The following is a 17,153-nucleotide window of genomic DNA, read 5'->3' as shown; positions in this document are numbered from 1 at the left end:
GTGGTCCGGTCGCGCCGTCAGGCGGTGTAGAGGATCTTCACCCCGTTGAGGCTCGTCGCCGAGACGGTCGTGCCGCGGACGCCGGAGTTGAGGTTGCGCCAGCCGTTGTTGCTCGCCGCCTCGTGGACCATGCCCCCGGCCACGGTGTAGACGTGCTTGACGCCGTTGACGTCCATCGCCGCCAGCGCGTCGGGGCTGATCCCGGAGATGCCCGAGTTCAGGTTGCGCCACCCGCTGTTGCTGGCCGCCTCGTGGACCGTGCCGCCGGCCACCGTGTAGACGATCTTCACACCGTTGTGACTGATCGCGGCCAGCGCGTTCGGGCTGACCCCGGCGATGCCCGAGTTGAGGTTGCGCCAGCCGTTGTTGCTGGCCGCCTCGTGGACCGTGCCCCCGGCCACCGTGTAGATGATCTTCACGCCGTTGAAGTTGATCGCGGCCAACGCGTTCGGGCTGACCCCCGAGATGCCGGTGTTCAGGTTGCGCCAGCCGTTGTTGCTCGCCGCCTCGTGGACCATGCCCCCGATCACGGTGTAGATGTACTTGACGCCGTCGACGTGGATCACGGCGAGCGCGTTGTTGCTGACCCCCGAGATGCCGGTCCACAGGTTGCGCCAGCCCGTGTCGCTGGCCGCCTCGTACACCCGGCCGTCGTTGACCGTGTAGAGCAGCTTGTTGGTGCCCATGACCATCGACGCGGTGGTCGAGCCGGTGATGCTGTTGACCGGCAGCATCTGCCAGCCGCTGTGGCTGCCGGACTCGTACACCTGGCGGTTGGAGCTGACCTGCCCGCAGTTCTGGCTGGTCATGTTCCGGGCCGGCGAGACGGCGCCGGAGATGTAGAGCGGTCCCGTGTTCGGGCTGCCGTCGGAGGTGATGCCGGAGGGCACGCCGTTGAAGTACGCCTCGCTCTTGACGCCGTCGCGCGTCTGCTCGTAGTGCAGGTGCGGGCCGGTCGAGTTCCCGGTGCTGCCGACCCGGCCGATCTGCTGGCCGGTCGACACCCACTGCCCGGCGCGCACCGGCGGGGACTCGATCATGTGCGCGTAGCTGCTCCGCCAGCCGCCGCCGTGGTCGATCACCACGTACCAGCCGCCGCCGCTGGTCCAGCCGGCGAACGTGACGGCGCCGGCGTACGAGGCGAGGATCGGCCGGCCGTTGCTGGCGCCGCCGGTGAAGGTCATGTCGATGTCGTAGTCGTCATGCCCGTAGTAGGTGGCCATCCGCCAGGTCTCGCCGCAGGGGAACGGCAGCTGGAAGTTCGGCCGTGGGCCCGCGGCCTGGGCCGGTGCGGCCACGACAGCGATGGCGCCCACCATGGCGAGCAGCACGGCGCCGACGCCGGCGAGTGCCAGGCGGGCCGAGGTGAGGACGCGGGCGGGTAGACCCGTCATAGGGGAAGTTCCCTCCGGAGCCGGATTTGATGTTGATGGATGTTAGGGCAGCCATCACCATCCGGCGAGAGGGGGCGGACGGTTCCGTCCGGCGGGCGGTACCGACGGCGACGGGGCGCCGGGTCAGACGGCCACCGTCGTGCCGGCGAGCAGGGCGAGGATCGTCTGGTTCGCCTCCCAGCCGTCCGGGAACTTGACCGGCACGTCGAGGTGCACGGTCTCCGTCGACGGGTGGGCGTCCAGCAGCTCCCCGATCCCGGCGCGCGCCACCACGACGCACGCCTGGCGGTGCCGCGACGTCAACACGCAGAGCCGCCCCGACTCCAGGTGGAACGCGGTCGCGTCGCGCCGCCCCGACAGCGGGTGCAGCACGATCGTCACGTCGTACTCCCGGCCCTGGAGCCGGTTGGCGGTGTCGACGGTGATGCCGGCCCCCGCCGGCCCCAGGTGCGCGCGGATGGCGGCGGCCTGGTCGCGGTGGGCGGCCCCGACGGCGATCCGGTCGGCGGTGACCGGCGCGCCCGCCGGCGCGTGCTCGGAGACGGCGACCGCTCCCCGCTGGAGCACCCGCAGCGCCAGGGCCGCGCAGGCGGAGGCGGCCTCCGCATCGGTACGCAGGGTCTGCCGCGCCGGCAGCTCGTGCAGCGCCCAGCCGGTGGCCGCCGCCAGGTCCACCGTCCGGTCCAGGGCGTCGCCCGCCCCGGGCTCGCCGAGACGCAACGCCCGGTCGGCCGGGCCGGTGCCGGCGCGGAACCCGGTGAACGGGTAGAACGCCGCCGCGACCACCGGGGCCGCCGAGGCGGGCAGCCGCCACGACACCGGCAGCCGGTGCACCGGCAGCTCCGGGTTGTGCCGCAGCAGCACGGCCACCGCCGACTGCATCGGATCCCAGGTCAGGCCCGTCCAGCGGCCCGTCTCCACGGTCGAGAACGGGTCGAGCTGACCGGGATCGCCGACGAACAGCGCCCGCTCGAACCGCCCGGCCACGCGCAGCAGGGCGTCCGAGCGCATCTGGTACGCCTCGTCGACGATCGCCCACGGCCAGGAGCCCTCGGCGACCGTGGCCCACTTGGCGGCCGTACCGATGATGACGGCCGGGCCGCCCAGGTCGGCGACCTTGGCGGCGACCCGGACCGTCTCGTGGCCCCTGACCCGCTCGGACGGCCGGTAGTCGGCGGCGGAGAGCCGCCCGATGCGCAGCTCGGGCGCCTTGCGCGCCAGGCGGTCGATGAGGTCGTCGACCTGCTCGTTGGTCTGCGCGATGATGATCAGCGGTTCGCCGGCGGCGGCCAGCTCGACGGCGGCGCGCACCACCAGGGTCGACTTGCCGGCCCCCGGCGGCGAGTCGACCACCACGCCGCGATGGTCGCCGGAGCGCAGGTCGGCCAGTACGGCGGCGATGACCCGTTCCGCCTCGACCGCCGGCGGCACCTCCAGCCCGGAGCGCATCGATTCCCCCTCCCCACCGATCACCGGGACACTACGCCTGCCCCACCGTCGAGCGGTGACGCCGTGCCCCGGTCACGCCCCGCGCGGCGGCCGGCCCCTCGACGGCCGGGGTGTCGGGGCTGGTGGTGCGGGGCGGGCGCGGCGGGCCGCCACGGAACGCCGAAACCGGGCTCCCACCAGCGCGAACCCCTCTAGCGTGAACGTGCGGGCGGGGACGCCTCCGTCCGGTAACCGGCCGTGTCGACCATGGGGGTGTCCGTGCGCGGGCCGAAACGTGGTCCGGTCTGGGCGGCCCAACTGTGGCTCCGCCAGCGCCGGCGCCGGTGGCGCACCCGACGCGAACGCCGGACGGAACGGGACCGCCGCCGGCGGACCGACGAGCGGGCCGGCAACCGGGTCAGGTGGCGCTACCGCCGCTGGCTGCGGTGGAGCATCGTCGCCGTCGCCTGGACGTTGCTGGGCTGGACCCTGCTCTCCCTGGTCCTGACGGTCCTCGGCACCGAGCCGCACTTCCTGCGGGTGACCCGGTGGTGCGAGGGTGACCAGCCGAGGGCGTACTACTGCGGGCAGGTGCAGGGCTTCGTCAAGCCCCTGATGGCCGCGGCGCTGGGCGTCGCGTTCTTCTACTACTGGCGCTACGTCCCGGTCCGCCGCTGGTACCGGCGCAACGTGCTGCGCAACAGCCGGATGGTGCTGCCCAGCGTCGAACGGGGCCTCGACCCGAACGACATCGTCGGCCGCGACGAGCTGTGCGAGCTGCTCATCCAGCGGCTGCGCGACCGGGCGACCCGGCGCCCGCTGCTGCTGGTGGGCGGCATCGGCACCGGCAAGACGGCCACCCTGGCACGCCTCGCGGAGATGCTGATGGCCGCCGACGTCGTACCGGTCGGGGTCGACCTGCGGAGCGTCACCGACCCGGAGAAGCTGAACTTCCGCGAGCTCGCCGTCGAACAGTTCGGACGCACCATCGACACCCGGCTGCGCGCCTCGGGCGAGGCCGACCGGATCTGGCGGAGGCTCTGGCTGGAGAACCGCCTCGTGGTGCTCGCCGACGGGCTGGAGGAGAGCCTCGCCGACGCCACCCAGCCCGCCGACCGGGACAGCGTGCTGCGGGACGCCATCCGGGCCGCCGTCCGCGAGCGACTCCCCCTGGTGGTCGCCTCGCGGCCCGACGACCCGCTGCGCGGGCTGGACGCGCTGCTGCTGCAACTGGAGCCGCTCGCCCAGGGCCCCGCCCTCGAATACGTGCAGGCCCGCAGCCGCCGCTCCGAAGCGGGCCACCGGTGGGAGCGCATCACCGAACTGGTCAAGGCCGCCGACGTCGCGGACTCGCCGTTCTACCTGCGGGTCATCGGGCAGCTCCACGAGGTCGACCGGCTGGACCGCGTCGAGCCGGTGGGCCCGGGCCGGGTGGCGCTGCGCTGGTGCCTGCTGGAGGAGTGGTGCGCCGCCACCGTCGCCGGCGACCTGTACGAGGACTACGGCCTGCCGCAGGTCGAACGGTCCGACGCGATCGAGGTGCTCTCCGCCCTCGCCTGCATCGGACTGCGCGACAACCGGCTGTCGGTGCGGACGACGGAACTCACCGGCGGCGACGGCGCCACCGACGCCGGCCGGCGGTGGATCCTGACCGAGCTGCGCAACCGGCTGCGCAAGCTCGACGCCGGCAACGCACAGGACGTCGGGCTGGCCGAGACCACCGGGGACGCGCTGAACATCGTGGTGAAGCGGCAGGAGGGGGTGCGTTTCCAGCACGGGGTGATCCAGGCGTACCTCGGCGCGCGCTTCCTCACCGCCGCCATGCGCGACCCCGACTTCCTCGACCGCGCCTTCGCCCACCACCACGGCCCGGGGCGGGAACTGCTGGCCGCCCTCACCCTGCACACCCGCAGCGCGGGCGCGTTCGCGCAACTGGACGGGCGACGCCAGCGGACCGTCCGGCCCGGGAACCTGCCCCGCCTCGGCGACGCCGTACGGCGCAGGGTGGGCCTGCCGGCCGACAGCCGGGACGCGATCGCCACCCGGAAGACGTCGATCGACCTCGTGCGGCGGCTCTGCACCGAGGCGGCGCGCACCCCGAACCGCACCCGGGCGCTGGAGATGTTCGCGGCCGCGCTGGAGATGGACGCCGCCACCGGGCACACCTCGCACCGGCGGCTGGCCGACACCATCCGCAGCGCCTGGTGCCACTACCAGGGCGACGGGTCCGTCACCGACCGCCCCCTCGAAGACGCCAAGATCGCCCTCGTGCACCGCTACGGCGACGCCGCCCGGCAGCTCGCGGAGCGGCCCCCCGATCCCACCGGGCTCCGGTCGCGGCGACCCACCCCGCAGTACGACCAACTGTTCCTGATGATGGCCGACGAGGGTTCCTACCTTCCCCGGCTGGCCGCGGCCCGCGAGATCGCCGCCGGCGGCAACGCGGCCGTCCGCGCGCTGCGCGGCCGGCTCTCCGACCCGCCGCGAGCGGACGCGTCACCGGGCCAGGAGCGCCTCGACGAGATTCGGACCTGGATGACGCCGTCACTGTTCCTCTACGCCGACGACGAGCACGGACCCGGCGAACCCAACTGGTGCCACGAGGCCCACCTGGCCCTGCAACGCCGGGTGCACCGGCTGGCCTCCGACGCCACCGACGGGGCCCGCGTCTACGAGCTCACGCTCGCCCAGGGGTTCCGCCTCGCGGCGAACTGCCGGGTCTACCCGGCGCACCGCAGCCTGCTGATCGAGGAGGCCGAAAAGGCGCTGCGGCACTCCCGGTTCTGGTACTCGCACCTGGTGCTCATCCAGGCGCTGACCCTGCTGGCCCTGCCCCGCGATCCCGGCGAGACGCTGCGCGAGCGGGGCCACGGATCGGACCCGCGCGGACTTGTCGACTTCTGGACCTCGATCGCCGGCGGCGGCGACCGCGCCCCGCACCGCCACAGCGGCACCGACCACCCGCTCGTCCGCAAGGTCGCGGACCTGTGCGTCGAGTCGCTCGTCGACCGGCACCCCGAGCGACGCTGCTGGATCGACGAGCGGGAGATCGTCGGGCGGGTCGGGACGGTCAGCCCACAGCCCGGCATCCGCCGGCTCCAGGACTCCTGGCTGCCCGCCTCGCACGGCTGGGCCGTCCTGGAACCACGGGCGCAACGGCTGCTGGCCGACGTGATGCTGCTGCTCAACCTCGCCGACCGGGGCCGGAACAGCACCGAGCGGGCCCGCCGGCTCACCCGCGCCAGCCGGCCCGAGCTGCCGCCGTGCCTCACCATCGACCGCACCGCCATGCGGGTCACCCTCAGCCGCCGCCAGGCGCACGACGTCCAGCCCGGCTCCACCTGCGTCGACGACTGCCCGTTCCGGCTGTGCCCGCTGCCGCCGAAGGGCGACGAGCTGCCGTACCAGATGGAGGAGGTCTTCTGCGCCACCAGATCGACCTCGTCGGGCACTGGTTCCGGCCGGGCGCGCGGGCCGACTGGCAGGCGGTCAACCGCAGGGACCTGCGCACGTTCTGGCACGAGATGTCCGAACGGATGGCCCCCGCCTGGCGCAAGTGAGTCGTACGGCGTCCGGCACTAGGCTTCGACGCATGTGGACGTCGCGATGGCACGGCCTGGCGGCGAAGGTGGCCCTGGTGCCGGTGGTCGGCCTCGTGGCCGTCGTCGGCCTGGTGGTGCAGGCGTCCGGCATCGACACCGCCGCCGAACGGGCGGCGTTGTTGGCGGTGCTGGCGTCCTCCGGCGCGCTCTACCTTCGCCGCCGCCATCCGGTGGCGGTGGGCGTGGTGGCGCTGGCTGCCGTCGGCGCGTACGGCGCGCTGCTGCACCGGCCCGGGCCGATCATGCTGGTGTTCGTCGTGGCGCTCTACACCGTCGTCGACGAGGGGCATCTCGGGGTCGCCGTCGGGCTCGGTCTCGCCTCGGTGGTCGCCTTCGCCGTCGCGGACAGCTACAACCGGACGGCCGAGAGTGTGAACGGGGCGACGCTGCTGCACGCCGGTTGGCTCGTCGCGGTCATCGTGGGCGTGACCCGCAACCGCCGGGCCTACCTGGCCGAGGCGCAGGCCCGGGTGCTGGCCGCGGAGCAGGGCAAGGAGGAGGAGGCCCGGCGACGGGCCACCGAGGAGCGGCTGCGCATCGCCCGTGAGCTGCACGACGTGCTCGGTCACCATCTCTCCCTGATCAACGTGCAGGCCAGCGCCGCGCTGCACCGGCCGGACCCCGACCGGTCCGCGCAGGCGCTCGCCGCGATCAAACAGACCAGCAAGGAGACGCTGCGGGAGTTGCGCACCACGCTCGGCATCCTGCGGCGGGAGGATGCGGCGCCGACCGGGCCCACACCCGGCCTCGACCGCCTGTACGAGCTGGTCACGACCGCCGGGCGGTCCGGGTTGGAGATCCGCACCGAGCTGGCCGAGACCCGCGCGCTGCCACCGGAGGTGGACCTGGCGGCGTACCGGATCGTCCAGGAGGCGCTCACCAACGTCACCCGGCACGCCGGCGCGACGGCCGTGGTGATCCGGGTCCGACCGGACCGCGACGACGTGCTGCTGGAGGTCGAGGACGACGGCGTCGGCACGGCGGGCCAGCCCGGCAACGGGATCCTGGGCATGGGCGAGCGGGCCCGGGCACTGGGCGGCTCGCTGACCACGGGCCCCGGCGTCGACGGCGGCTTCCGGGTACGCGCCCGCCTGCCGATACCGCCCGTTCCGGTGCCGGCGGGCCCGCCCGCGCCCCGACCGGAGCCGGGGGACGCGGCGTGATCCGGGTGCTGCTCGCCGACGACCAGACCCTGGTGCGCGCCGGATTCGGGTCCATCCTGGGCGGCGAGGACGGCATCGAGGTGGTCGGCGAGGCCGCCGACGGAGCCGAGGCGGTACGGCTCGCCCGGCAACTGCGGCCGGACGTCGTCCTCATGGACATCCGGATGCCCCGGCTGGACGGCCTGGCCGCCACCCGGGAGATCGTCACGAGCAGCGACGCCCGCGTGATCATCCTGACCACGTTCGACCTGGACGAGTACGTCTACGGCGCGCTGCGGGCCGGCGCGAGCGGTTTCCTGGTCAAGGACACCGAGCCGGCGGAGCTCATCCACGGGGTGCGGGTGGTGGCGCGGGGTGACGCGCTCATCGCGCCGTCGATCACCCGCCGGCTGATCTCCGAGTTCGCCGCCCGGGCCACGCACCCGGATCCGGGGCCGCGGCTGAGCGCGCTGACGGAGCGGGAGCGCGAGGTGCTGGTGCTGGTCGCCGCCGGCCTGTCCAACGACGAGATCGCGGCGCGGCTGGTGCTGAGCCCGGCCACCGCGAAGACGCACGTCAGCCGGATCATGACCAAGACCCGGGTCCGGGACCGGGCCCAGTTGGTGATCCTCGCGTACGAGTCCGGCCTGACCGTTCCCGGCTGGCTCGCCCGCTCCTGACGGCGACCTCGGCGGCACCGCACCGACCCGGCGCCCCTGGCCGGCCCGCGATCAGGCGGTGCGCCGGGAACGCACCAGGGCCAGCCCACCGAGGACCACGGCGACCAGCCCCAGCACCAGGGCCACGTAGGCCCCGCCCCGCCCGTTTCCGGTGCCGATACCGCTGTCGGAGGTGACCACGACCAGCCCGCCGAGGGCGACGCCGATCAGCCCCGCGGCCAGCGCCACGGTGGCCCCGAGTCGGCCGGAACCGGTGCCGAACCGACCGGAGGGGCGGGCCAGAGCCAGCCCGCCGATGATCACGCCGGCCAGCCCCAGCAGGGCGGCGACGGTGGCCCCGAGGCGCCCGGCGCTCATGGTGTAGGCGCTAGTGGCGGCAAGCAGGTGACGAACGTTCATCGAGGATCCCTTCGCTCGCATGACGAGTACAGCCGGCAGCGTATGTACCGGCGTGGTCACAGGTCGTCATGCCGGAGTTGGCAATGGGCCTACCACCCGGGTTGCGCGCGCCCGGGGTGACGTACCCCCCTGGTTGTCTCGCGCCCTCGTCAAGGGCAGAGCGGGCAGGACTAGTCGCCGGCACGTCGGGTACCCGCGGCCGGGATACGGAGGTGACGCCCGGATGACGAAGTTCCTGTTCATGGCGACCTACACGGTCGAGGGGATCAACGGGTTGATGAGGGAAGGCGGGACGAGACGCGCCGAGGTGATCCAGGCGTTGGTCGAGAACGCCGGTGGCCGGGTGGAGTCCTTCCACTTCGGGCTCGGCCCGCACGACGCGTACGTGATCTGCGATCTTCCCGACCAGCAGACCGCCGTCGCCCTTGCCACCACGATCCGGGCGGCCGGTGGCCTGGACACCCGGGTCAACCCCCTGCTGACCCCGGAGGACATGGACGGGGCGCTCCGGATGAACATGCCCTACCGGCCGCCGGGAGGCTGACCCGTCGACCCGGCCGCGGAGCAGGGCGGGCATGACCTGCTCGGTCATGCCCGCCCTGCCGTCGTCGTCGGTCTCGTTCGTGCCCTTGTGCTGTGACCGCGCGTACGGTCAGCCGACGCGTTGGCGGGGGCGGGTCAGGGCGAACCCGACCACGCCCGCGACGGCGGCCAGGATGCCGCCGCCGATGGTCCAGTACCAGCGGGACGACAGGCCCGGCCACCGCACCCAGTCGAACCAGCCGTCCTCCTCGACACCGGCCGCCCCCGGGGCCGGAGTGCTGGCGGTCGGATCGCCGGCGAGCACCTTGCCCGGGTTCACCGCCGGGACCAGGGGCTCCCTCAGGTCGCCGCCCTCCGGCTCGGTGTCGCCGTCGGACTCCACCCCGACCAGCAGGCTCACCTCGATCGGCAGGCCCAGCTCCTGCTCCGGCAACTCGATGCCGGACAGCCGGACGTAGTAGGTGCCCGGCAACGGGTCACCCGACCACGGCTCGGCCCACGAGCGCACCTGGCGCAGCTCGCAGTCGAGTTCGACTGTGGCGGCACTCTTCGACGCCACCGGAGTCTGCGCCCCCGCCACACACGCCTGCCGGCGGCGCAGCCCGTCGAAGACCTCGACCGTCCAGGTGGAGTCGCCCTTCCGGCTCGCCGCGGCGGGCAGCGACACGGTGGCCGCCACGTGATGGGTGTCCCCCGCCGCGGCCGTGAACGACCAGTACAGGTAGTCGCCCACGGAGGCGCCGACCCGTACCGGCTGGCCGGGACTGATCCCGGCGGCGGTGAGGAACGAGGTGCCGGCCTTGTTGATGGTGGCGGCCCCCGGCGACGGGGTGGGCGTGTCCGCGCCGGCGGCGGCCGGCAGCGCGACGGCGATACCGGTGGCGGCGAGCAGCACCGCCGCCCGGCGGGCCGAGGTCAGGGCCGGAGCCTTCCGCATCGTCATCGGGTCCTCCAGACCGCTACCCACCAACGGGTCAGCCAACCAACGATCAACCCACTGAGCAGGCCCGCGAGGATGAGTACGCCCAACAGCACCCAGCCCCGGCCGAGACCCGGACTGTTCGGGGCGGGCGACGCGTCGACCAGGTCGATTGTCAGTTCGAGCGGCATGCCCGGAGCCGCACCGGCGCCCGCCTTCGCGGAGAAGGAGTTGCTGACCACCAGGCACACGACGGTGGGCTCGGGAGCCTTCTCCGTCGACTCCGTGAAGACGCCGCCCTTGTCGTCGTCCGCCGACTCCTCCTCGTCCGCGTCGTCCGCCGCCGACCAGCGCACGCCGGTCGACAGCACATCGGTACGACCGCTGCCGGCGTCGTTGCCCCGGACCAGTTCCCGCCCGTCGGTGGCGGTGGCCCGCAGCAGTACGCCGTAGTCCCGGTTCAACGGCCGGTCCAGGCCGATGCTCACCGAGGCCCGCAGCTCCTGCCCCGGCTGGACCGGGATCCGGTACCACCGGTGCTCCTCGAAGCGCTCCCGGTCGGTGTAGACACCGGCGGTGAGCACGGGCGCCTTGGCGCAGACGTCGGTGCCGGCCACCTTCGCCGGCGTCTTCGTGTGCGTGTCCTTGGCCCGTTCCACGATCTGCTTGATCCGCCGGGTCAGGTCGTCCTTGCTCTGCGCGGAGGTGTACGTCCCGCCGGTCGCCGAGGCGATGCAGACGAGCTGCCTGCGTACCTTCTCGTCCGGGATGAGGCCGAGCGTGTCGACCACCAGGTGGGTGCCCTGGGCGGCCAACTCGCGGGCCACCTCGCAGGGGTCCGGTGGCGCGCAGGTGTCCTCGCCGTCGGTGATGAGCACGATGCGGCGGGTGGTCTCGCCGGCGCCGAGGTCCTTCGCCGCCTCGCGCAGGGCCAGCCCGACGGGGGTGAAGCCGGTCGGGCGCAGGGTGGCGATGGCGTTCTTGGCCTTCACCCGGTCGACCGGGCCGACCGGGACGAGCTGCTGGGTGTCCTGGCAGCCGACCTTCTTGTCGTCGCCGCCGTAGGTGGCGCCGAGGACGCGGATGCCGAGATCCGTCGTCTCGGGCAACGCGTCCACGACGTCGTTGAACGCCTCCTGGGCCACGGCGATACGGGAGCGCCCGCCGATGTCCTTGGCGCGCATCGAGCCGCTGACGTCGAGGACCAGCTCCACCTTGGGCGGCTCGACGGGTTCGGTCTCGTGCTCGTCGGCGTAGGCGGGAGGCACGCCCAGTGTCGGGAAGGCCACCAACAGTCCTAAGAGGACCGCTGGAAGCCGTCGTTTGATCATCACGGCGCCGATCCTAGTGATCACCAAGCTCGCGACTGATCGCGCGGCCTCACCACCCTCCACTCAGGATCGTTCGGCCTGACGGGACCGCGAGCGCTCTTCGGTCTGCCGGGTCTGCCAGGTGCGCAGCGCCTCCTTGATGCGGTGGTTCTCGGCGCGGGTGAGGTCGAGCTGGCGGGTGCGGTCGCGCAGCTCGTGGGCGAGGCGGCACAGCAGGGCGTCGACCTCGTCGACCCGGTAGCCGCGCCGGCCGAGCGGCGTACGCGGCAGGGCGACGTCGAGGACCCGGTCGGGGGTGAGCGGGCCGGGCAGGGCGTGGCGACTGCGGTAGACGGCCATCAGGGCACCAGCTCCGCCGGCAGGTGGATGCGGTCGGCGGGCACCCCGGCGGCGAGCAGCCGCAGCCGCGCGCCGGCGAACATCGGGGGCGGGCCGCAGACGTACACGTCGTCGTCGGGGCGGCGGTGGTCGAGGGCGATCGTGAGGGCGTCGCCCCGCTCGGCGGGCTCGGCGCCGGGATCGTGGCTGAGGGCGGGCACGACGGTCAGCCAGTCGTGGGCATGCTGAAGCTTGTCGAGGGCGGTCGCGTCGTACAGGTCCGCGAAGGCGCGCGCGCCGACGACCAGGGTCACCCGCCGGCCGTCGGGCGCAGCGGCGACCTGCTCGACCAGGGCGCGCAGCGGCGCCAGCCCGGTGCCGCCGGCCACGAGCAGCAGGTCCCGCCGCGCGGACGGGTCCAGGCACAGCCCGGCGTCGCGCGGCGGGCCGAGGTGGAGCAGCTCGCCGGGGCGTACGTCGTGGACGAGGCTGTGGGCGACGGCCCCGGCGGCGACGGCGCGGACGTGCAGCTCGACGGTGCCGTCGGGGCGCGGGGCGTTGGCCGGGGAGAGCCAGCGCCAGCGGCCGGGCCGGCGCGGCGTGCAGACCGGGACCGCCTGGCCGGGCCGGAAGGGCAGGCGCTGCCAGGGGCGTACGGTCAGGATCGCGATGGTGTCGCACGGCCGGTCGTGGCCGATCACCTCGGCGGGGCACCAGGCCGGCCGGTCGTCGGCGCGGGCGGCGGCTCGCCGCACGGCCTTGTCCGCGCGGCGGCCGGCGTGCTCCCAGGCGTGGGCGAGCCGTGGCGTCCACAGTGGGCGGGCGCGCCGGGCAACGGCGGCGAGCAGCGCGTCGCCGATGGTGGCGGCGTGCGGCAGCAGGCCAAGCTGGCGGTACGCGCGGCCGAGCACCGCCAGCAGCGCCGCCCGCCCGGCCGGATCGTCGCCGCCGACCGTGAGGCGGCCGAGCGCGGCGAAGAGCAGCGGCGCGTCCCGTTCGGGGAGCAGGCCGGGGCGGCGGTCATCCAGGGTGCACCAGAAGTCGTCGGCGCCCTTCTCGACGGCTGCCTCCCAGGCGGCGGTGATGGTCACGCGCCCACCTCCCCGGCGAAGGCCCGGCGGGCGCGGGCGATCCGCTCGTCGGGCTCGTCGAGCGCCCAGAGCACCCCCGCCAGGTAGTCGACGACGCGCCGGTGCTGCTCCTCCGACAGGCCGAACCCGCGCCACGGGTCCTCTCTCGGCTGGCCTTCGAGGGCCGCGGCGAGGCCCGCCGCCAGGTGCGCGCCGAGCCGTTCCAGGTCGACCCCGATGAGGTACGGCGACAGCTCCGCGTCCGCCACGACGAGGCGCAGCCACCGCCCGACCACCTCCTGCACGCTCACGCCCAGCCGCCTTGCTCGACAAGGGCTCCGGCTTCCCCAGTGGTGGTGGTCAGGATCGGGATGGCGTCGCTCAGGGTGGTCACGTTCTTCTGCCCCTCGGGATGCGGCTGGTGGAGTGGCGCCGGGGCGGGCGGGAGCGGAGCTGTGTCGTTCGGGGACCGACGCAGTTCCGGAGCCAGCACCCGCCCCGGGTCATGCGTCCACCATTTCTGAGCTGCAGAAAGACCAGAATGACCACGCACTGCACTTGGCCGGTAACTGCGCTGCACCTGCTGCCGGTAAGGTGCACGATGACCGTTCTCGACGTGATCGAAGGCGGCACGATGACACCCGTGCAGCGATGGACCGGCCGCGAGACGAAGGCACTCCGCTATGCGCTCCGCATGAGCATCCGTGACTTCGCCGTGCACCTGGGCGTGGCCGAACGGACCGTTTCCAAGTGGGAAGCCGGCGGGAAGAGCGTCAACCCCCGCCCTGAGATGCAGGCGGCCCTGGACACTGCCCTCGCTCAGGCTGCCGACGAGGCTCGACGCCGATTCGCGGCAGCGATACCGCAGACGAACCTGCCGGCCCCGGCTTCCGGCAGCGGGCTCGACCTTGGAGCCGCAGCGTGCGGACAGGTTGCGCGGACTCGTCAGGCCCTCGGACTGAGCGTCGGAGACTTCGCCGCCGTGCTGGCCCGGACGCTGACCTGGCGGCCCACCGGAGACGACGTCACCAACTGGGAGACGAGCACGGTCCCACCCGGCGACGTGGTCCTCGCGCTCTCCGCAATTCTCGACCCGTCCGCCGCGGGCAACCTGGATGAGGAGCGGTTCGGAGACCTCGTCGCCGTCCACCCGAACCGCTCCGAGTTCTCGACCAACCTTCCGCCCGATCAACTCCTCGGCGGCGCGAGCACCGTGCGCGCCGTTGGCCTGTCGCTCAACCTCCTGTCCCAGGGTTACCCGGATCGCCGCTGGCACGACCTGGTCGAGGCCGGTGCGCACGCCCGCCTTCTGTTCCTCGATCCATCGGGGCAGGCTGTCCAGGCACGCGAGGCGGAAGAAGGCTTTCCGGCAGGGCAGTTGTCCGGGCTGACGAAGCTCAACATCGAAACGCTCATGCGCGTGCGTGACCGGCTGCCCGACAGGCTCCAGGACCGCATGGAACTGGCGGTCTACGACGACACGTTGCGCTTCAACGTCATCCTGGTCGACGATCTCTGCGTCGCGCAGCCGTACCTCGCGGAGAGCCGAGGGGTCGACTCCCCCGCGTTCGTCGCCAGACGGAGACAGGCTCGCGGCGGCCTGTATCCGGTGTTCGAACAGCACTTCGAGACGCAGTGGCGACGGGGGCAGCAGTTGTGAGCGACTACGGACCACTGTTGCCGGTTGCGATCGAGGCGGTTGCACGGGCGGCCGAGGACATGCGGCGTAAGCCACCGGGCGCGCTCACAGCCAAGGGTGACCGCGACATGGCGTCCGCGTTGGACTACGAGATCGAGCGCAGCGTCTGCGAGCTTCTCCGTATCGCAACTCCCGACATCGGGTTTCTCGGCGAGGAGGACGGCATCAGCGGGTCGGGAGAGCTGCAGTGGGTGCTCGATCCGATTGACGGGACAGCCAACTTCGTGCGAGGCATCCCGCTCTGCGCGGTGTCGCTCGGGCTGCTGCACAACGGCGAGGCGGTCCTGGGGGTCATCGAGCTGCCCTTCCTCGGCAACCGTTACGCCGCCGCTCAGGGGGGTGGCGCAACGGTCGACGGCAAACCGATTCGGGTGAGCAGGACGAGCCGGCTTAGCGAGGCGATCGTGGCGATCGGCGACTACGCCGTGGGCGAAGATGCGGCGGCAAAGAACCGTCTCCGGCTCGCGCTGACCGCACGGCTCGCTGAGTCCGTGCAGCGGGTTCGGATGACTGGCTCCGCGGCGCTTGACCTGGCCTGGTTGGCCGAGGGAAGAGTCGATGTTGCTTTCACCCTCTCCAACCATCCCTGGGACATGGTTGCAGGGGTAGCCATCGCGCGGGAGGCTGGGGCTCAGGTGGTGGATTGGGACGGCAAGAGGCACGACCTCAACTCGTCTGTAACCCTGGGCTTCGCGCCACCCCTGCTCGACGACGGCCTCGACCTGTTAGGGGGAAAGCGGGATGCCTAACCGAGACGAACGTGCGCAGGCGCTCACCGTGATCCACCCCCGGATGAGGTAAACGGGGGGAGAGTCATTGTTTCAGACAGAAAATCATGCGAGCCATACGGCAGCCACGCCGACAGAGCCTGGGGTACCTGCCGACTGCTACACCTGGCCGAGGTAGACAAGCACGGCCGTCCTGCCATCTCCGGCCAAACGCAGGCACCGTCATCCGGATCGCCCACTTGCAACCCCGTCACCGATCGGCACGGTGGGTTGTTCACTTGCGGGCCTTCCCGCCGGATAGTGGCATCGGCGGCGATTCTAGTTAGGTCGCCGCAGTTTCCGTCGATAGCCGCGAAGAGGCGAGTCCGTGCACGACGGGCCTGAATTGCCCCAAGCCTCATGGAAGCCAGATGTCCATCGTTCGTTAGCCCACCTGCTCACCACCACCCTACTCTGCGTGAATATCGTATAAAGATCATCAACCCTCGCGTCGCTAAGCAGGCTTATGGAGTGGGCTTATTTCATCACACGAATTGAACGCCAAAGACGGGCGAAGAACTACAACACTTTCTCGCGAATACCGCGAATCCGTTGAGCGCCTCCTCAAGCGCCGAGCGATACGTATCTCAACCACCTCCCATCCAGAAAGTTCCCCCAGAGCCGCGATCAGAAGATCAGCAGCAATAACGAACCTATTCTCACCGATTCCGTGAACTGAGTTTCCAACCACGAGAGCAAGCTGGGCGTCGTCAGTGCAGATCGCTCGACATGCAGCGAGAACTCGCAACATATCGTCAACATAACCCCGGACGAGCTGCCGTCTCCCACGTTCATAGCGATCGACGGGGATGGCCGCTAGAACAGGACTGATGAGCGCTTGGACGTCCCCGGAGCGACGGCCAGACAAGTAAGCATACTCTTCCGGGAAATACAGGCTGGTGTGGCTACGTAGCGTCTTTAGCCGCTGAGCCTTCATTGAAGCAATGTCGTCATAGAAGCCCAAAGCCCACGCTTCGGTCTTATATATTTCAGTATAGTCAATATTGTTAGGATACGGCGGCGAAAACACGATCCAGTTGAACCTTCTTCCGCCGGACAGTACATCCACCTGACGGGCATCACCACTTGCAAGCGAGAAGGATGCGCCATGCTCCGCGGCTCGAGCAAGACGCATATCAACGATGCATCGGTTAACGGATTCCCCAAAAACATCGACAGGATCGGCAGGTTTACGTTCCGGCGTGTAACGCAGTGCTCGGCCGTCCCGCCGGAGCCGACCGGCAGGCTCAACAGCTGCGGCAATACACGTTTGAATCACCGCGCGAGCGTCGGAATCTAGCTCACATTCAGCCGCTGCTTTACCTAGAGCTAAAAGCGAAGTCCTGTTTGCATCAGAATAATAGGAAGGGTTCCGAAGCGTAACTGACGGCGTGTCAAGTAGCTCCGGGCGGCTCTTCAGTCGACGAGAGGCAGCGACCACTTGCGCATAAGCATCCTCGGTTAACTCAGCAAGCTCTGACCCACGCCTAATACCCGCGCATTTCGCGTGCGATATGACACGGAGAACCGGGTTTCTCTCAATCGCCATTATGTCAACAGGCACGCCAACGGATCTGGCATATGAGATTCCGCTCACCGCAGTCGTCCCGCCTCCGGAAAATGGATCTAGAAGGCTCAGGCCGCCCGGCACGGCTTCACGCTCTTTCAGCAGTTGAGGCAGGAGCGCATGTGAGTATGCTTCCTTCATCCGGAACCAGCGGTGGAACGGCTCTTGCGAATTGCCTGTGGGAACAACCAAAGGAGCATAATCACCGCTGCGGTCGCATACCTGCCACTTCGTGGCCAGACTTTCATAGTGCCTAGTGAGCGCCGCCAGCGGCTCAGCCATATTTGCACCCCA

Annotated in this window: 15 protein-coding genes; 6 read left to right on the top strand and 9 right to left on the bottom strand. The window is 71.3% G+C overall.

Features of this window, described 5'->3' with window-relative positions; all coding sequences use genetic code 11:
- Positions 1-17: 17 nt before the first annotated feature.
- Together ACGFNF_RS12565 and ACGFNF_RS12560 are read right to left on the bottom strand one after the other, a co-directional pair.
- The gene (locus tag ACGFNF_RS12565) at positions 18-1,394 is read right to left on the bottom strand and encodes a M23 family metallopeptidase (RefSeq protein WP_393167634.1); all 1,377 of its coding nucleotides are present in this window, start codon (positions 1,392-1,394) and stop codon (positions 18-20) included.
- A 123-nt stretch (positions 1,395-1,517) separates the two neighbouring features.
- Entirely contained in the window at positions 1,518-2,843 is a 1,326-nt protein-coding gene (locus ACGFNF_RS12560) for an AAA family ATPase (RefSeq protein ID WP_357576529.1), read from the bottom strand.
- Between the two features lie 258 nt (positions 2,844-3,101).
- On the opposite strand from ACGFNF_RS12560, the gene ACGFNF_RS12555 reads away from it, so the two are divergent.
- The 3 genes from ACGFNF_RS12555 to ACGFNF_RS12545 are packed head-to-tail and all read left to right on the top strand — an operon-like array spanning position 3,102 to position 8,246.
- The gene (locus ACGFNF_RS12555; RefSeq protein WP_393167632.1) at positions 3,102-6,404 is read left to right on the top strand and encodes a hypothetical protein; all 3,303 of its coding nucleotides are present in this window, start codon (positions 3,102-3,104) and stop codon (positions 6,402-6,404) included.
- 10 nt (positions 6,405-6,414) lie between these two features.
- A complete protein-coding gene (locus ACGFNF_RS12550) occupies positions 6,415-7,587 on the top strand; it encodes a sensor histidine kinase (RefSeq protein ID WP_393167630.1) in 1,173 nt (390 codons plus the stop codon).
- A complete protein-coding gene (locus ACGFNF_RS12545) occupies positions 7,584-8,246 on the top strand; it encodes a response regulator (RefSeq protein WP_393167628.1) in 663 nt (220 codons plus the stop codon). The genes ACGFNF_RS12550 and ACGFNF_RS12545 overlap by 4 nt, the downstream gene beginning before the upstream one ends.
- A gap of 51 nt (positions 8,247-8,297) precedes the next feature.
- On the opposite strand, the gene ACGFNF_RS12540 is transcribed toward ACGFNF_RS12545, so the two are convergent.
- Positions 8,298-8,645 carry a DUF6223 family protein gene (locus ACGFNF_RS12540; RefSeq protein ID WP_393167626.1) on the bottom strand — a complete coding sequence of 116 codons (348 nt, stop codon included), beginning with the start codon at positions 8,643-8,645 and terminating at the stop codon, positions 8,298-8,300.
- Positions 8,646-8,868: 223 nt separating this feature from the next.
- On the opposite strand from ACGFNF_RS12540, the gene ACGFNF_RS12535 reads away from it, so the two are divergent.
- Positions 8,869-9,189: a GYD domain-containing protein gene (locus tag ACGFNF_RS12535; protein ID WP_393167624.1), complete on the top strand. Its 321-nt coding sequence runs from the start codon at positions 8,869-8,871 to the stop codon at positions 9,187-9,189.
- 108 nt (positions 9,190-9,297) lie between these two features.
- On the opposite strand, the gene ACGFNF_RS12530 is transcribed toward ACGFNF_RS12535, so the two are convergent.
- From ACGFNF_RS12530 to ACGFNF_RS12510, 5 genes are all read right to left on the bottom strand, one after another.
- Positions 9,298-10,131, bottom strand: coding sequence for a peptidase (locus ACGFNF_RS12530; protein WP_393167622.1), 834 nt, complete (start codon positions 10,129-10,131; stop codon positions 9,298-9,300).
- Positions 10,128-11,438 carry a VWA domain-containing protein gene (locus ACGFNF_RS12525; protein ID WP_393167807.1) on the bottom strand — a complete coding sequence of 437 codons (1,311 nt, stop codon included), beginning with the start codon at positions 11,436-11,438 and terminating at the stop codon, positions 10,128-10,130. The genes ACGFNF_RS12530 and ACGFNF_RS12525 overlap by 4 nt, the downstream gene beginning before the upstream one ends.
- 63 nt (positions 11,439-11,501) lie before the next feature.
- Positions 11,502-11,777, bottom strand: coding sequence for a DivIVA domain-containing protein (locus ACGFNF_RS12520; protein ID WP_393167620.1), 276 nt, complete (start codon positions 11,775-11,777; stop codon positions 11,502-11,504).
- A complete protein-coding gene (locus ACGFNF_RS12515; RefSeq protein ID WP_393167618.1) occupies positions 11,777-12,847 on the bottom strand; it encodes an FAD-binding oxidoreductase in 1,071 nt (356 codons plus the stop codon). Before ACGFNF_RS12515 ends, ACGFNF_RS12520 begins: the two co-directional genes overlap by 1 nt.
- Entirely contained in the window at positions 12,844-13,137 is a 294-nt protein-coding gene (locus ACGFNF_RS12510; RefSeq protein ID WP_393167616.1) for a hypothetical protein, read from the bottom strand. Before ACGFNF_RS12510 ends, ACGFNF_RS12515 begins: the two co-directional genes overlap by 4 nt.
- A gap of 290 nt (positions 13,138-13,427) precedes the next feature.
- On the opposite strand from ACGFNF_RS12510, the gene ACGFNF_RS12505 reads away from it, so the two are divergent.
- Together ACGFNF_RS12505 and ACGFNF_RS12500 are read left to right on the top strand one after the other, a co-directional pair.
- The gene (locus ACGFNF_RS12505) at positions 13,428-14,486 is read left to right on the top strand and encodes a DUF5919 domain-containing protein (protein ID WP_393167614.1); all 1,059 of its coding nucleotides are present in this window, start codon (positions 13,428-13,430) and stop codon (positions 14,484-14,486) included.
- On the top strand, positions 14,483-15,274 hold the full coding sequence (locus ACGFNF_RS12500; protein ID WP_393167612.1) for an inositol monophosphatase family protein: 792 nt from the start codon (positions 14,483-14,485) through the stop codon (positions 15,272-15,274). The genes ACGFNF_RS12505 and ACGFNF_RS12500 overlap by 4 nt, the downstream gene beginning before the upstream one ends.
- A gap of 472 nt (positions 15,275-15,746) precedes the next feature.
- Here ACGFNF_RS12500 and ACGFNF_RS12495 read toward each other — a convergent pair whose 3' ends face one another.
- Positions 15,747-17,141, bottom strand: coding sequence for a hypothetical protein (locus tag ACGFNF_RS12495; protein WP_393167610.1), 1,395 nt, complete (start codon positions 17,139-17,141; stop codon positions 15,747-15,749).
- Between the last annotated feature and the right edge of the window lie 12 nt (positions 17,142-17,153).

Source organism: Micromonospora sp. NPDC048868, from assembly GCF_043198195.1.
GTDB classification, from domain to species: domain Bacteria; phylum Actinomycetota; class Actinomycetes; order Mycobacteriales; family Micromonosporaceae; genus Micromonospora; species Micromonospora reichwaldensis.
This window is presented reverse-complemented; position numbering and strand designations above follow the sequence as displayed.

Coding starts and splice junctions, on each gene's coding strand:
- ACGFNF_RS12505 (WP_393167614.1), top strand. CDS start 13,428: ATGACCGTTCTCGACGTGATCGAAGGCGGCACGATGACACCCGTGCAG.
- ACGFNF_RS12495 (WP_393167610.1), bottom strand. CDS start 17,141: ATGGCTGAGCCGCTGGCGGCGCTCACTAGGCACTATGAAAGTCTGGCC.
- ACGFNF_RS12565 (WP_393167634.1), bottom strand. CDS start 1,394: ATGACGGGTCTACCCGCCCGCGTCCTCACCTCGGCCCGCCTGGCACTC.
- ACGFNF_RS12535 (WP_393167624.1), top strand. CDS start 8,869: ATGACGAAGTTCCTGTTCATGGCGACCTACACGGTCGAGGGGATCAAC.
- ACGFNF_RS12530 (WP_393167622.1), bottom strand. CDS start 10,131: ATGACGATGCGGAAGGCTCCGGCCCTGACCTCGGCCCGCCGGGCGGCG.
- ACGFNF_RS12540 (WP_393167626.1), bottom strand. CDS start 8,645: ATGAACGTTCGTCACCTGCTTGCCGCCACTAGCGCCTACACCATGAGC.
- ACGFNF_RS12520 (WP_393167620.1), bottom strand. CDS start 11,777: ATGGCCGTCTACCGCAGTCGCCACGCCCTGCCCGGCCCGCTCACCCCC.
- ACGFNF_RS12560 (WP_357576529.1), bottom strand. CDS start 2,843: ATGCGCTCCGGGCTGGAGGTGCCGCCGGCGGTCGAGGCGGAACGGGTC.
- ACGFNF_RS12525 (WP_393167807.1), bottom strand. CDS start 11,438: ATGATCAAACGACGGCTTCCAGCGGTCCTCTTAGGACTGTTGGTGGCC.
- ACGFNF_RS12550 (WP_393167630.1), top strand. CDS start 6,415: ATGTGGACGTCGCGATGGCACGGCCTGGCGGCGAAGGTGGCCCTGGTG.